Genomic DNA, 13,876 nt, shown 5'->3' with positions numbered 1-13,876 from the left:
GTCGATCCCTACCAAAGGCTCCGAAGAACCCCCTTCGAGATCACGCAAGGACACGGCCGTCCACGTTTCTCTTTCTTCCATCCAGATTGTCAAAGAGCGGCATCTCGCGATGCTTGACGGCGGAACCGACAAAAACAGTCTCTGCCCCGACCGAGGTCGGGCGGCTTAGGCCCGTGCTGCAGAGAAGCGTTGCCGGCGCGCCGTCGTTGTCGGCGGCGACGCCGTGTGTGAGGTGCTTATAGATCCGGCGCTTTGGCGCTGTCAACGCCGTCTTGCAAAAAAATGCGACAGGCGGATGACGCCGAAGCGGGCGGACCGCCCGCGGGCCTTGCGGGGCCTCGGAAAACCGGCCTCCGAAATCCTTCCTCCCTGCGCCGTCCGAACCGCCCGGCGGCGGGCCGCCCCATTCGGGCCATCTTCGTCAGCGCTTTCAGGGAGTGTCGAGCCCTGCTTCGCGAACGCCGGCCGCTCGGCGTCGATTGACGCCCCCCGGCGTGATCGGCAATGTGCCCCAGCGTCGTCGGGAGTCGCTCGTCCGGGAGGGGGCGCCCGAGGCTCGTCAGGCGGGCCTGCGGGCGACCATTCGACCGAAGCGCCCGCCCGCCGAACGACCAGAAAGCCCGCCGGCCGCCCATGCCCTCACGTCGACCCCGATCCGCCCGCCGCCCGATGCGCCCACGCCGCCCATGTCGGTCGTCCAGCTGATGCCCAGGCCCGGCGCCATGGCTGCGTCCCGCGCGGGCGCGCCCTCCCCGCGCGTCCTGAAGGTGCTTGGGGTGCCGATGGTCGATCTCGGCCATGAGCCGCCGATCTCGCGCGACGGCGACCAGCCGCGGCACGACCGGCGCAGCATCAGCCTGCGCTGGCTCTCCGGCACCATCCTGACCGGGCTCTTCGGCGCCACCCTGATCGGCTCGGCCATCTATGTGTCGTTCGACGGCGACCTCGTCTTCGCCGAACGCGGCGAGCTCGCGCTCGTGTCCACGGCCCGCAACGCCGGCACGGGCGACCGATCGCCCCGGCGCGGCGACAAGCTCTTCGTCGCCTCCGACATCATCTCCGCCAAGCAGGCCTTCAAGACGCCGACCACCATCAAGGTCGGCGACCGGGAGGTCATCAAGGTGAAGCCTTTCGTCCGGGTGGCGACCAACCTGGCGCTGGGCTCGCTGGGCTTCGCGGAGGACATTCCCCCCTTCAACCCGATGAAGCTCTATGGCGGAGCGGACGTCACCACCGACAAGGCCTCGCCGGCCGAACTGGAGCTGACCGACGGCGACGCGGAGGTCTCCGTGCAGCGGCGGCCGATGACCGGCTTCGAGGGCGCGGACGAGCCGGGCGCGGCGCTCACCACGGAGCAGGCCACCGCCCAGGTCGAGGAGGAGCAGAAGACCCTGCGCGAGGCGGGCCAGAAGGCGCCCCTGGCGCTGCCCTCCCAGCAGCGCATGCTCACCATGGCGCTCACGGCTCCCCGGGTGCAGCCCGACGCGCCCGCGCCGGCGCCCGGCATCTCCTTCTCCACCATGCAGGTGACCTTCGTCCCCGAGAACGTCACCACCCGGCCGAAGACCGCCGCGGCCGCCCGCCAGGCGGCCCCGCCCCAGGAGGAGAGGCTCGTCACCGTCAAGCGCGGCGAGACGCTGGAGCAGGCGCTGCGCGCCAACGGGGCGACCCTGGCGGAGGTCCGGTCCATCCAGCTCGCGCTCGCGGCCCGCCTCAAGGACGCGCCGGTCAAGGAAGGCCAGCGGCTGAAGATCCTGTTCGCGCCCGCCGCCAAGGGCGCCGCGCCCGTGCTGCGGGTGATGATCTATGACGGCGAGACCGTCGTGGCCATCGCGGCGCTGAGTGACCGCAACGACTTCGTCTCCGTCGCCCCGCCCCAGGCCGAGACGCCCGTGTCCAGCGAGGACGACGAGGCCGAGGACCAGCCCGGCGGAATCCGCCTCTATGACAGCCTCTACGAGACCGCCCTCAAGCACGACATCCCGCGCGCGGTCGTCGACCAGCTCGTCAAGATCTCGTTCTACGACTTCGACCTGCAGCGCCGCGTGTCGGGCGGCGACAGCTTCGAGGTGTTCTACTCCGAGGACGAGGAGAACGAGGGCAAGCCGGAGGTGCTCTACGCCTCGCTCTCGGTGTCGGGCCAGCAGAAGCGCTATTACCGCTTCCAGCTGGGCGACCAGAACGTCGTCGATTTCTTCGACGAGCAGGGCAAGTCCAACCGCAAGTTCCTGGTCCGCAAGCCGATCGCCGAGGGGGTGCTGCGCTCCACCTTCGGCATGCGCTACCACCCCATCCTGCGCTATTCGCGCATGCACAACGGCGTCGACTGGGCCAACAAGGTCGGCACCCCGATCGTCGCCGCGGGCGACGGGCGGGTGCGGCTGGCGGGCTGGGAGTCGGGCTATGGGCGCCGGGTCGAGATCGAGCACCAATACGGGTTCGTGACGACCTACAATCACATGTCGGGCTTCGGCAAAGGCATCAAGGAGGGCGTGCGGGTGCGCCAGGGCCAGGTGATCGGCTTCCTGGGCAGCACCGGCCTCTCCACCGGGCCTCACCTCCATTACGAGGTGATGATCAACGAGAACCTGGTCGACCCGCTCACCATCAAGCTGCCGCGCAACCGTGAGCTGGACGCGCAGCAGCTCAGCGCTTTCCAACGCGAACGCGAGCGGATAGACGAGCTCATCCGCAAGGCGCCGGGCGCCACGCGGGTCGCCGAGCGCGCGCAGCGCTGATCCCCACCGGTCGGCGCCGCGCGGCGCGGGGCGGCGCGAAGGCCCCCCGATGCTGCACGTCCTCACCGTCGTCCTGCCCGTCTTCGGCCTTCTGGGCCTCGGCTACGTCTCGCGCGCCACGGGCTATCTGGGGGACCGGGCCGGCGAGGGCCTGTCGGACTTCGTCTTCGCCATCGCGATCCCGGCGCTGATCTTCAAGACGCTGACCGCCGCCCAGCTCCCCGAGGCGCAGCCCTGGGGATACTGGCTGTCCTATTTCGGCGGCGTCCTGGTGGTGTGGACGCTCGGCGCGCAGATCGCGCGGCGGTTCTTCGCCGTGTCGCATGTGGAGGGCGTGGTGGCCGGCTTCACGGCGGCCCAGTCCAACACGGTGCTGGTCGGGATCCCGCTCATTCTGGAGGCCTATGGGCCGGAAGGGGCCGTGCCGCTCTTCCTGCTGGTCGCCATTCACCTGCCGATCATGATGACGGCCGCGACGGTGCTGGCGGAGGGACGCGGCGTGCCGCTGCGCCGCATCGTCCGCCAGCTCGTCATGAACCCGCTCCTGATCGCCATCGCGGTCAGCGTCCTCGCCCGCCAGGTCGGCGCTCCCCTCCCGGGCGCGCTGAAGACGATCGTCGACATGCTGGGCGCGGCGGCGAGCCCTTGCGCGCTCTTCGCGATGGGCATCGCGCTCCGGCGCTACGGGGCGGGCGACCAGCCGCTGCTCTCGGTGGCGCTGACGGCGCTGAAGCTCGTCGTCCACCCGCTGGTCGTGCTGGTGCTGGCGACGCGCGTGTTCACGATGCCGAATGTCTGGGCGGGGGTGGCGGTGCTGTTCGCCGCCATGCCTTGCGGGGTGAACGCCTATCTGTTCGCCGAGCGCTATCGCACCGGCGTGGCCATCTCGTCCGGCGCGATCGCGATCTCGACGGCGCTGTGCGTGCTGAGCTCCGCTTTCTGGCTGGCCGTCATGGGGATCCGATGAAGCCGAGCCGGCGCCGGACCTCCTCAGCGCTCACCCCCTCGGCCCGAAGCGCCCGCAGGGCGGTGGAGCCGAGCGACTTGGAGAGCTTGCGCCCGTCCGGCCCGAGCAGCAGGGCGTGATGGTGGTAGACCGGCGTCGGCCAGCCCAGCAGCGCCTGCAGGAGGGCGTGCGCGTGCGTCGCCTCGCGCAGGTCCTCGCCGCGCACCACATGGGTGACGCCCTGCAGGGCGTCGTCATGCGTGACCGCCACATGGTAGCTGGCGGCCACGTCCTTGCGGCCGATCACGACGTCTCCCCAGCGCGCCGGATCGGCGGGGACGCGGCGCTGATCTCCCGTCGCAGGATCCCATGCGGGCCACCCCGGCGGCGCCCCGTCGTCCCGCGCCAGGATGCGCCGGAGCGCCTCGTCCGTGGCCAGCCGGAGGGCGTGCGGCTCGCCCGCCGCGACGCGGCGGCGGCGCTGCGCCTCGGAGAGGCTGCGGCAGGGCCCGGCGTGGAGCGGCGCGCCGTCGGGATCGCGCGGCCACTTCGCGCCGCCGGCCTCGCGCTCGGCGACGAGGCGCGCCGTGAGGCCCCGCGTGCAGAAGCACGGATAGGCGAGCCCTTCCCGCTCCAAGGTCGCGAGCACGGCGGCGTAGTCGGCGATGTGCTCCGACTGGCGGCGCGGCGGCTCGCCGAAGTCGAGGCCCAGCCAGGCCAGATCCTCCCGGATGGCGCGCTCGAACTCCGGCCGCGACCGGCCCGGGTCGATGTCCTCGATCCGCAGCAGCAGGCGCCCGCCAAGGCGGGAGGCGAGCTGCGCGTTCAGCAGCGCGGAGGCCGCATGGCCGAGATGCAGCAGCCCGTTCGGGCTGGGGGCGAAGCGGAATACGGGTTGCGGGCCGGCCAGCGGCGTTCTCCCATGGGCGACGAAGCGTCGCCCAGACCTAGGACGCCTCGCCCGGAATCGCAAAGCCGAGTCGCCCAGCCATGCGCATGATCGACACGCCCGAGACGCTCGCAGCGGCCCTGGACGCGCTGGTCGGCGCCGACCCGGCGCTGGCGCCGCTGCGCGCCGCGGTGGGGCCCGTGACGCCCCGCCGGCGGCCGCCCGGCTTCGGCGGGCTTTGCGCCATCGTGATCGGCCAGCAGGTCTCCACCGCCAGCGCGGCGGCGATCTGGACGCGCTTTGCGGCCCGGTTCGACCCGCCGGCCCCCGGCCCGATCCTGCAGGCGAGCGACGAGGACTTTCGCGCCTGCGGGTTCTCGGCCGCCAAGATCCGGACCGTGCGGGCCATCGCCGAGGCGGCGCTGAGCGGCCGGCTTCCCCTGGACGCGTTGGGCGAGATGGCGGCGGACGACGCGCACGCGCTGCTGTGTTCGGTGAAGGGCGTCGGCCCCTGGACGGCGGACGTCTATCTCTTGTTCTGTCTCGGCCATCCCGACGCCTTTCCGGCCGGAGACCTCGCCCTGCAGGAGGCCGCGCGGCTGGGCTTCGGCCTTGCCATCCGGCCGGGTCCGGCCGACCTTGCTGCGCTGGCGGAGCGCTGGCGTCCCCTGCGGGGCGCGGCCGCGACGCTGCTCTGGGCCTATTACCGGGTGGCGAGAGGGCGCGACGCCGCCCCGCCCGGCGACCGCGACCGGCTCGGAGCCGGCGGCTGAAAGGATGCACGATGGCGACGAGGATCGACGGACCGCGGCTGCCGCCGCTCTCGGGGATCGCCAGGCAGCTGGTCGTGCTGCTCCACGGCTACGGGGCGGACGGGCGGGACCTGATCGACATCGCCGACGAATGGCGCGGCTGGCTCCCGGACGCGGCCTTCGCCGCACCGCATGCGCCGGAGCCGTGCGGCGAGGCCCCGACCGGGCGTCAATGGTTTCCCCTCTCGCGGCGCGATCCGCATGAGCTCTGGGCCGGCGTCTGCGGCGCCAGGCCGGCGCTGGACGACTTCCTCGACGCCGAACTGGCCCGCTCCGGCCTGGACGATTCGCGGCTCGCCCTCGTCGGCTTCAGCCAGGGGACCATGATGGCGCTGCATGCCGGCCTGCGTCGGCCTCGCGCGCCGGCCGCCATCGTGGGCTATTCCGGCCTGCTGGTCGGCCCGGAAAGGCTGGCCGAGGAGGCCGCCTGCGCGCCGCCCGTGCTGCTCGTCCACGGCGACCAGGATCCCGTGATCCCGGTCCAGGCGCTGTTCGCCTCCGCGATCGGGATGGCCAAGGCCCGGCTGCCCTGCCAATGGCACCTGTCCTTCGGGCTCGAGCACAGCATCGACCAGGAGGGCCTGCGGCATGGGGGGCTGTTCCTGGCCCAGGCCTTCACGGGGCGCACCCCCGCCGCCTGATCCGCCCCCCTTTGCGCGGCCGCCGGCCGCCGCTACCGTGCGCCGGTCAGGTTTGGAGAGCGTCCGATGTCGCCGTTCACGTTCAACACGGCCAAGTCCATCGTCTTTGGCGACGGCGTCATCGCCAGGCTGGGCGACATCGCCGCCCGCGAGGCGGGCCAGCGCGTCGCGCTCGTCACCGATGCGGGAATCGTGCGCTCCGGCCTGATCGAGAGGGCGCTGGCGCCCCTGCGGGCGGCCGGCGTCGAGGCGAGCGTGTTCGATGCGGTCGTGGCCGACCCGCCGGAGGACGTCGTGCTCGCCGCCGTCGAAGCGGCCCGCGGCTTCGGCGCGACCGGCGTGATCGGACTGGGCGGCGGATCCTCGATGGACGTGGCCAAGCTGGTCGCCCTGCTGGCGGGCGGCGGCGAGACCCTCTCCGAGATCTACGGCGTCGGCCTCGCCCGCGGGCCGCGCCTGCCCCTGATCCTCGTCCCGACCACCTCCGGCACGGGCTCGGAGGTCACCCCCATCTCGATCGTCACCACGGGCGAGAACGAGAAGAAGGGCGTGGTCTCCCCGGCGATCCTGCCCGACGTGGCGCTGCTGGACCCCGAACTGACCTTCGGCCTGCCGCCCCACGTCACCGCCGCGACCGGCATCGACGCCATGGTGCATGCGATCGAGGCCTATGCGTCGGCGTCCCCCAACAACAATCCGCTGTCGCGCATGCTGGCCCGCCAGGCGCTGCGGCTGCTCGGCCGATCCCTTCTGGCCGCCGTGCGGGACGGCGCCGACGCCGCGGCCCGCGGGAACATGCTGCTGGGCGCCATGCTGGCCGGCCAGGCCTTCGCCAACTCGCCGGTCGCGGCCGTGCACGCCCTCGCCTATCCGATCGGCGGGCGCTACCACGTGCCGCACGGGCTCTCCAATGCGCTGGTGCTGCCGCACGTGATCCGGTTCAACGCGCCCGCGGCCGCGCCCCTTTACGCCGAGATCGCCGGGGACCTCTTCCCCGAGCTGGCCGAGGTCCCCGAAGCGGCGCGCGCCGACGCCTTCGCCGAGGCGCTCGGCGGGCTGGCGCCGGCCTGCCGCCTCGAGTCGCGCCTGCGCGACGTCGGGATCCCGCAGGAGGCCCTGCCGACACTGGCCGCCGACGCCATGCGCCAGACCCGCCTGCTGGTCAACAATCCGCGTCCCCTCACCGAGGCGGACGCGCTCTCGATCTACCGGCAGGCCTGGTGACGCCCGTGACCGCTCCTGCCCCGGCGCGTCCGGCGCGCCCGACCCGGGCGGATTTCCGCCGCTTCGTCACTATCCCGACCCGCTGGGCCGACAACGACGTCTACGGCCACGTCAACAATGTCGTCTATTACGCCTGGTTCGACACGGCCGTGAACGGCTGGCTCGTGGAGCGCGGGTTCCTGGACATCGCCGGAGGCGCGATCATCAACCTCGTGGTGGAGACGCGCTGCCGCTATTTCGAGAGCGTCGCCTTCCCGGACCGCGTGGAGATCGGGTTTTCAGTCGAAAAGCTCGGGACCAGCTCGGTCACCTATGGGCTGGGCGTGTTCCGCGCCGGCCAGGACGTCGCCGCCGCGCATGGGCGCTTCGTCCATGTCGCGGTCGACCGCGCCACGCAGCGCCCCGTCCCGATCCCCGCCCCGATGCGGGACGTCCTGGAAGAGTTGCGCGTCTGAATGTCGAAGCCCCGGGTTGTGGGAGCCCCGGCCCACCTCCATTCGGGACTGGACGCCGAGCGGTCGGCTACTCCGCCGCGATCGCCTGCGGGCGCTGGCCGGCGCGGAACTGCGTCAGCAGCTCGGCTTCCTCGGCCTTCGCCTTCTCGACATTGCCGTCCTTGATGAACCCGTAGCCGCGCATCTTCTGCGGCAGGGACGCGATGGCGGTCGCAAGCGCGAGGTTGCCGGCGTCGAGCTTGCCCAGCAGTTCCTCCAGCACGGCCTCGTACTCCCCGATGAGGCGGCGCTCCATGCGGCGCTCCTGCGTGCGCCCGAAGACGTCGAGAGGCGTGCCGCGCAGCGCGCGCAACCGTGCCAGCAGGCCGAAGGCCTTCAGCATCCAGGGGCCGAAGGTCGTTTTCGTCGGCCGGCCCTGCGCGTCCTTGCGGCCCAGGATGGGCGGGGCGAGGTGGAAGGTGAGCTTCAGGTCGCCGTCGAACTGGTTGCGCAGCGCCTTCATGAACTCGCCGTCCGCATAGAGCCGGGCGACCTCGTACTCGTCCTTGATGGCCATCAGCTTGAACAGCGAGCGCGCGACCGCCTCGGTGAGGACGGCCGAGCCCGGGACGGCGCGGCCCTCGGCCTGGCGCACGCGGTCGACCCAGCCGGAATAGCGGGCCGCATAGGCGGCGTTCTGGTAGTCGGTCAGGAAGGCGACGCGACGGGCGACGACCTCCTCCAGGGAGCCCGAGAGCGCCCGGTCGGCCGAGGGCGCCGCGGTGGGGGCGACCATGCCCTCGATGCGGGCGGGGTCGACCGCGCAGCGCCGGCCCCAGGCGAAGGCCGCCTTGTTCATCGCCACGGCCTCGCCGTTGAGCTCGATGGCCCGCTCCAGCGCGGCGGCCGAGAGCGGCACCTTGCCGAGCTGGTAGGCGTAGCCCAGCATGAACATGTTGGCCGCGATGGCGTTGCCGGTGAGCGCCGTCGCGACCCCGGTGGCGTTGACGAAGCGGGTGTTGTCCCGGCCGGCGGCCGCAACGACCGCCCGCTTGATGCGCTCCGACGGCAGCGAGAAATCGGGATTGCGGGCGAAGTCGCCCGGCATGACCTCGGCGGTGTTCACCACCATGGCGGTCTCGCCCTGCTTGACGGCGGCCAGCACCTTCTTGGTCCCGGTCACCACAATGTCGCAGCCGAGCACGAGGTCGGCGTCGCCGGCCGAGACGCGGATCGAGTGGATGTCCTCCGGGCGCGCCGCGAGCTTGACGTGGCTGTAGACGGCGCCGCCCTTCTGGGCGAGGCCGGCCATGTCGATCATGCCGCAGCCCTTGCCCTCCAGATGGGCCGCCATGCCGATGATCGCCCCGATGGTGACGACGCCGGTGCCCCCCACGCCGGTGACGATGATGGAATAGGGCTTCTCCAGCCCATGCGCCGCGGGCGGCTCGGGCAGGTCGCCCCAGTCCTCGCCGGCCGCGCCGGAGACGACCGGCTTCGCCTTGCGGATGGTCGCCCCCTGCACGGTGACGAAGGACGGGCAGAAGCCCTTCACGCAAGAGAAGTCCTTGTTGCAGTTCGACTGGTCGATCTGCCGCTTGCGGCCGAACTCGGTCTCGACCGGCTGCACGGCGACGCAATTGGACTGCACGCTGCAGTCGCCGCAGCCTTCGCAGACGCGGGTGTTGATGAAGACGCGCTTGTCGGGATCCGGGAAATCGCCCCTCTTGCGGCGGCGGCGCTTCTCGGCCGCGCAGGTCTGGTCGTAGATCATCACCGACACGCCGGGACGCTCGGACAGCTCGCGCTGGACTGCGTCGAGATCGTCGCGGTGGTGGAAGCTGAGGCCCTGCGGCCAGAGCGGGCCGCCGCGCGGGTACTTCTCGGGCTCGTCCGACACCAGCGCGATGCGCTCGACGCCCTCGGCCGCCACCTGCCGGGCGATCATGTCGACCGTGAGCCCGCCCTCGTGGCGCTGCCCGCCCGTCATGGCGACGGCGTCGTTGAACAGGATCTTGTAGGTCATGTGCGTCTTCGACGCGATCGCGAAGCGCAGCGCCAGCACGCCCGAATGGTTGTACGTGCCGTCCCCGAGATTCTGGAAAACGTGCTCCCGGGTCGAGAACGGCGCCTCGCCGATCCAGTTGGCCCCCTCGCCGCCCATCTGGGTGAAGCCGTCGGTGGAGCGGTCCATCCACTGCACCATGTAGTGGCAGCCGATGCCCGCATAGGCGCGCATGCCCTCCGGCACCTTGGTGGAGCTGTTGTGGGGGCAGCCGGAGCAGAAATAGGGGATGCGGGTGGAGACGTCCTTGGTCTCGGCCAGCGTCTCCTGGGCCTGCCGCAGCCGGCGGACCCGGCCCGCCAGCTCCTCGCTGTCATGGTATTTCAGCAGCCGCTCGCCGAGCGCCACCGCGATGTCGTTGGGGTCCAGCGCGCCCTTGACGGGGAAGAGCCACTTGCCCGCCTCGTCCTTCTTGCCGATGCAGATCGGCTGGTTGGCGGTGCCGTAGAGCTCCTCGCGGACCTGCACCTCGATCAGCGAGCGCTTCTCCTCCACCACCATGACGACGTCGAGGCCGCGCACGAAGTCGATCAGCTCGGACGGCACGATCGGCCACGGGCAGGCGATCTTGAACAGCCGCAGCCCGATGTCGTTGGCGCGCACCTCGTCGATGCCGAGGTCGTCCAGCGCCTGGCGGACGTCGAGATAGCTCTTGCCGACCGTGATGACGCCGATCTTCGGGTTGCGCCCCCCGCTGAAGATGATCTTGTTCAGCCTGTTGGCGGCCACGAAAGCCATCATGGCGTCGCGCTTGTAGTCCTGGAGGCGGGCCTCCATGTCGAGAATGCCGTCCTTCGGCCGGATGTTCAGGCCGCCCGGCGGCATGTCGAACTCCGGATGCACGATCTTCACCCGGTCGAGCGAGCCGTCCACGATGGCGGTGGACTCCACCGTGTCCTTCATGCCCTTGAAGGCGACCCAGGTCCCGCAGAAGCGGCTCATCGCCCAGCCATACTGGCCGTAGTCGAGGATTTCCTGCACCCCGGCGGGGTTCAGGATGGGGATCATCACGTCGACGAAATGGAACTCGGACTGGTGCGCCGTGGTGGAGGATTCCGCCGTGTGGTCGTCGCCCATGAGGGCGAGCACGCCGCCATGGCGGGAGCTGCCGGCCATGTTGGCGTGGCGGAACACGTCGCCGGAGCGGTCGACGCCCGGCCCCTTGCCGTACCAGAGCGCGAAGACCCCGTCATATTTGCCTTCGCCGCGCATCTCGGCCTGCTGGGCGCCCCAGCAGGCGGTCGCGGCGAGCTCCTCGTTCAGGCCCGGCTGGAACCGCACCTGCGCGGCCTCCAGCTGCTTCTTGGCGCGCAGCAGGTTCTGGTCGAGGGCGCCGAGCGGCGAGCCTCGGTAGCCCGAGACGAAGCCCGCCGTGTTGAGGCCGGCGCGCCTGTCGCGCTCGTGCTGCATCATCAGCAGGCGCACGATGGCCTGCGTGCCCGTCATGAAGACGCGGTCTTTGGAGAGGTCGTACTTGTCGTCGAGGTTGACGTCGCGCAGCGAGGGCAGATCCGTCATGGCGTTCCTCCACGTCGACAACGCCCCATCCGGCGCCGGGGGTCCATCAGAGGACTTCTCCGCTTCGACTTCCGTATAAGTCAGCATAGCTGACGTTTTTGGGGTTGGGAAGTCGAATGATCATGGGGCCGCGGCGACGGCAGGCGTCACTCCGGCGCCAGTCCCCACTCCGAGTGCAGCTTGGGAATGACGGCGGAGGCGGCGGCGTCCAGCGCCGGCTTCTCGGCGTCGGTGTCGACCTCCACGACGCGCCAGGCGTCGCCCTGGACATGCTCGATCTGCACATTCGTCACCGTGCCTTTCGCGCCCAGGGCGCGATCGAGTTCGGCCGTCACGATGCGCTTAAGCTCCGCCATCGGCAACGCCTGCTTGGACATGGATCGTCTCCCTGCATGGCGCCCCGATGGGGGCGCGCTCTCCTGTGGACGCACGCCCCGGGCGGGGCGTGCGGAACCGGGTCGGCGGCCGCGCCGCGCGCGGGCGCAGCAGGCTCAACCCGGCGCTGCGCCGGGGGGTTCCGCCTGCCATGCGCAGGCTCCGCTTGACGGGCGGCGGCCCGCAGGCTCTGCATGTCGAAAATTCCGGAGGAAATCCCATGCGCACGACCCGCAGTTTCACCCAGCCCGGCCGCTCGCTCGCGGTCGGCGAGCGCGGGATGGTGGCGACCTCCCACCCCGCCGCCACCGTGGCGGCGCATGACGTGCTGCGCGACGGCGGCAATGCGGTGGACGCGGCGATCGCGGCCGTCGCCGTCCAGTGCGTGGTGGACCCCCACATGACGGGCGTCGGCGGCGACTGCTTCGCCCTCTATGCGCCCAAGGGCGGCGCGCCCATCGCCCTGAACGGCTCCGGCCGGGCCCCCGCCGCCGCCACGCTGGACTGGTACGCGGAGCGCGGCGTCACCGCCATCCCGGACGAGACTCCCCACGCGGTCACGGTCCCGGGCGCGATCGACGCCTGGTGCCGCCTGCATGCCGATTACGGCAGCCTGCCGTTGGAGCGTCTGTTCGCCGCTGCGATCGGCTACGCCGAGAATGGTTTCCGGATCACGCCGCGCGTCGCCTATGACTGGGCCAAGGCGGCCGAGAAGCTGGCCCGCCACGAGGAGGCGGCCATCCAGTACCTGCCGGGCGGCCAGGCCCCGGAGGTCGGCGACCGGCGCGCCCAGCCCGCCCTCGGCGCCACCCTGCGCGCCGTCGCGCGCCACGGCCGGGCGGCCTTCTACGAGGGTCCGGTGGCCGAGGAGATCGTCGCCACGCTGCGGGCCCAGGGCGGCCTGCACACGCTGGAGGACTTCGCCGCCCAGACCTCGAACTATGTCGATCCCATCCAGGCTCCCTATGCGGGCGTGAACGTGCACGAGTGCCCGCCCAACGGCCAGGGCCTGGCGGCGCTCGTCATCCTGCGCATCATGGCGGGGTTCGACCTCGCCTCCGCGTCGCTCAGCGAGGCCGACCGCATTCACATCCACGCTGAGGCCACCAAGGCGGCCTACCGGCTCCGCGACGTGATCGTTTGCGACCCCTCCGTGACGCCGGTGGACGTCGACCGGGTCCTGTCCGAGCCCTTCATCGCGCGGCTGCGGGACGGGATCAGCCTCAACCAGGCCCGCCCCGCCGAGGCGTGGGACGAGGCGATCCACCGCGACACGATCTATCTGACGGTGGTCGACCGGGACCTGAACGCGATGTCGTTCATCAACTCCCTCTTCGCCGCCTTCGGCAGCGCCATCTACGCGCCGAAAGCCGGCGTCGTGCTGCAGAACCGGGGCCTCGGCTTCAAGCTCACGCCCGGGCACGCCAACAGCATCGCGCCGCGCAAGCGGCCCATGCACACCATCATCCCCGGCATGGTGACGCAGGGCGGCCAGGCCGTGATGCCGTTCGGCGTCATGGGCGGACAGTATCAATCCGCCGGTCACGCGCATTTCATCTCGCGCATCTTCGACCAGGGCCTCAGCCCGCAGGAGGCCTCCGACGCGCCCCGCTCCTTCTCGTTCGACGGCGTGCTCACCCTGGAGGACACCATCTCTCCGGAGGTCGCCCGCGATCTGGAGGCGCGCGGCCACAAGGTGGCCTTCACGTCCGACCCCACCGGCGGCTGCCAGGCGATCTGGATCGACCGCCAGAAGGGCGCGCTCTACGGCGCCACGGATCACCGCAAGGACGGCCTCGCGCTGGGGCTGTGACGCCCATTTTACGTCGAACATTGTAATTTGAAGGCAATCCTACGCGTGATAGCGTGAAATCAGGATCCACTCCTGAATCGCGAACCGCGCCCCATGATGAAGAAGCCGCGCAAAGCCGAACTGCAGGCCGTCACCGCCAATGGGGCCGGCGACGGCCGGGTCGTGTTCCGCACGCCGAGCGGCTGGTGGTCGCGCGACCTCGCCGAGGCGGAGGTCGCGGACGCGCCCGAAGCGGCCGCCGCCCTCCTGCTGGAGGCCCAGCGCGACGCCGAGGCCAACCTCGTCGTCGACCCGTATCTGATCGAGGTGGCCCGGACCGACGAGGGCCTCGTGGCCACGCGCTTGCGGGAAGCCATCCGGGCCCAGGGCGGCCCCACCATCGACGTGCCGGGCGAGCGCGTGGGCGCGGCCTGAGCCGACG

At 71.3% G+C, this 13,876-nt stretch carries 12 protein-coding genes; 8 read left to right on the top strand and 4 right to left on the bottom strand.

What is annotated here, in order from left to right; all coding sequences use genetic code 11:
* Positions 1 to 559: 559 nt before the first annotated feature.
* A complete protein-coding gene (locus ACYVO7_RS16510; protein WP_460450893.1) occupies positions 560 to 724 on the bottom strand; it encodes a hypothetical protein in 165 nt (54 codons plus the stop codon).
* Here ACYVO7_RS16510 and ACYVO7_RS16505 point away from each other — a divergent pair.
* The gene (locus ACYVO7_RS16505) at positions 723 to 2,738 is read left to right on the top strand and encodes a peptidoglycan DD-metalloendopeptidase family protein (RefSeq protein WP_460450892.1); all 2,016 of its coding nucleotides are present in this window, start codon (positions 723 to 725) and stop codon (positions 2,736 to 2,738) included. The genes ACYVO7_RS16510 and ACYVO7_RS16505 overlap by 2 nt on opposite strands.
* Positions 2,739 to 2,787: 49 nt before the next feature.
* Positions 2,788 to 3,705 (top strand): AEC family transporter, encoded by a 918-nt coding sequence (locus ACYVO7_RS16500; protein ID WP_460450891.1) that lies wholly within the window; start codon positions 2,788 to 2,790, stop codon positions 3,703 to 3,705.
* On the opposite strand, the gene gluQRS is transcribed toward ACYVO7_RS16500, so the two are convergent.
* Positions 3,689 to 4,594: a tRNA glutamyl-Q(34) synthetase GluQRS gene (gene gluQRS, locus ACYVO7_RS16495; protein WP_460450903.1), complete on the bottom strand. Its 906-nt coding sequence runs from the start codon at positions 4,592 to 4,594 to the stop codon at positions 3,689 to 3,691. The two genes, ACYVO7_RS16500 and gluQRS, sit on opposite strands and share 17 nt — an antisense overlap.
* Before the next feature lie 80 nt (positions 4,595 to 4,674).
* Here gluQRS and ACYVO7_RS16490 point away from each other — a divergent pair, with 80 nt between their 5' ends.
* The 4 genes from ACYVO7_RS16490 to ACYVO7_RS16475 all read left to right on the top strand — a co-directional run bounded on the left by ACYVO7_RS16490 (position 4,675) and on the right by ACYVO7_RS16475 (position 7,705).
* Positions 4,675 to 5,346, top strand: a complete 672-nt coding sequence (locus ACYVO7_RS16490; protein WP_460450890.1) for a DNA-3-methyladenine glycosylase family protein — start codon at positions 4,675 to 4,677, stop codon at positions 5,344 to 5,346.
* 11 nt (positions 5,347 to 5,357) lie between these two features.
* The gene (locus ACYVO7_RS16485) at positions 5,358 to 6,026 is read left to right on the top strand and encodes an alpha/beta hydrolase (RefSeq protein WP_460450889.1); all 669 of its coding nucleotides are present in this window, start codon (positions 5,358 to 5,360) and stop codon (positions 6,024 to 6,026) included.
* 66 nt (positions 6,027 to 6,092) lie between these two features.
* Positions 6,093 to 7,250 carry an iron-containing alcohol dehydrogenase gene (locus ACYVO7_RS16480; RefSeq protein ID WP_460450888.1) on the top strand — a complete coding sequence of 386 codons (1,158 nt, stop codon included), beginning with the start codon at positions 6,093 to 6,095 and terminating at the stop codon, positions 7,248 to 7,250.
* A 5-nt stretch (positions 7,251 to 7,255) separates the two neighbouring features.
* Positions 7,256 to 7,705, top strand: a complete 450-nt coding sequence (locus ACYVO7_RS16475; protein ID WP_460450887.1) for an acyl-CoA thioesterase — start codon at positions 7,256 to 7,258, stop codon at positions 7,703 to 7,705.
* A 67-nt stretch (positions 7,706 to 7,772) separates the two neighbouring features.
* Here the strand turns inward: ACYVO7_RS16475 and ACYVO7_RS16470 are convergent, their stop codons facing one another.
* Both ACYVO7_RS16470 and ACYVO7_RS16465 read right to left on the bottom strand, forming a co-directional pair.
* Positions 7,773 to 11,267: an indolepyruvate ferredoxin oxidoreductase family protein gene (locus tag ACYVO7_RS16470; protein ID WP_460450886.1), complete on the bottom strand. Its 3,495-nt coding sequence runs from the start codon at positions 11,265 to 11,267 to the stop codon at positions 7,773 to 7,775.
* Positions 11,268 to 11,413: 146 nt separating this feature from the next.
* A complete protein-coding gene (locus tag ACYVO7_RS16465; RefSeq protein ID WP_406854881.1) occupies positions 11,414 to 11,644 on the bottom strand; it encodes a hypothetical protein in 231 nt (76 codons plus the stop codon).
* A gap of 218 nt (positions 11,645 to 11,862) precedes the next feature.
* On the opposite strand from ACYVO7_RS16465, the gene ggt reads away from it, so the two are divergent.
* Together ggt and ACYVO7_RS16455 are read left to right on the top strand one after the other, a co-directional pair.
* Complete coding sequence (gene ggt / locus ACYVO7_RS16460) at positions 11,863 to 13,455, top strand: gamma-glutamyltransferase (RefSeq protein ID WP_460450885.1); 1,593 nt, start codon at positions 11,863 to 11,865, stop codon at positions 13,453 to 13,455.
* A 93-nt stretch (positions 13,456 to 13,548) separates the two neighbouring features.
* Positions 13,549 to 13,869: a DUF2849 domain-containing protein gene (locus ACYVO7_RS16455; protein WP_460450884.1), complete on the top strand. Its 321-nt coding sequence runs from the start codon at positions 13,549 to 13,551 to the stop codon at positions 13,867 to 13,869.
* The last annotated feature ends 7 nt before the right edge of the window (positions 13,870 to 13,876 follow it).

The sequence above is a fragment of the Alsobacter sp. SYSU BS001988 genome (assembly GCF_054796215.1).
This window is presented reverse-complemented; position numbering and strand designations above follow the sequence as displayed.

What these genes read in the sequence shown, in the direction of transcription:
- ggt (WP_460450885.1), top strand. Translation starts at nt 11,863, where the DNA reads ATGCGCACGACCCGCAGTTTCACCCAGCCCGGCCGCTCGCTCGCGGTC.
- ACYVO7_RS16470 (WP_460450886.1), bottom strand. Translation starts at nt 11,267, where the DNA reads ATGACGGATCTGCCCTCGCTGCGCGACGTCAACCTCGACGACAAGTAC.
- ACYVO7_RS16505 (WP_460450892.1), top strand. Translation starts at nt 723, where the DNA reads ATGGCTGCGTCCCGCGCGGGCGCGCCCTCCCCGCGCGTCCTGAAGGTG.
- ACYVO7_RS16465 (WP_406854881.1), bottom strand. Translation starts at nt 11,644, where the DNA reads ATGTCCAAGCAGGCGTTGCCGATGGCGGAGCTTAAGCGCATCGTGACG.
- ACYVO7_RS16485 (WP_460450889.1), top strand. Translation starts at nt 5,358, where the DNA reads ATGGCGACGAGGATCGACGGACCGCGGCTGCCGCCGCTCTCGGGGATC.
- ACYVO7_RS16480 (WP_460450888.1), top strand. Translation starts at nt 6,093, where the DNA reads ATGTCGCCGTTCACGTTCAACACGGCCAAGTCCATCGTCTTTGGCGAC.
- ACYVO7_RS16490 (WP_460450890.1), top strand. Translation starts at nt 4,675, where the DNA reads ATGCGCATGATCGACACGCCCGAGACGCTCGCAGCGGCCCTGGACGCG.
- ACYVO7_RS16500 (WP_460450891.1), top strand. Translation starts at nt 2,788, where the DNA reads ATGCTGCACGTCCTCACCGTCGTCCTGCCCGTCTTCGGCCTTCTGGGC.
- ACYVO7_RS16510 (WP_460450893.1), bottom strand. Translation starts at nt 724, where the DNA reads ATGGCGCCGGGCCTGGGCATCAGCTGGACGACCGACATGGGCGGCGTG.
- ACYVO7_RS16455 (WP_460450884.1), top strand. Translation starts at nt 13,549, where the DNA reads ATGATGAAGAAGCCGCGCAAAGCCGAACTGCAGGCCGTCACCGCCAAT.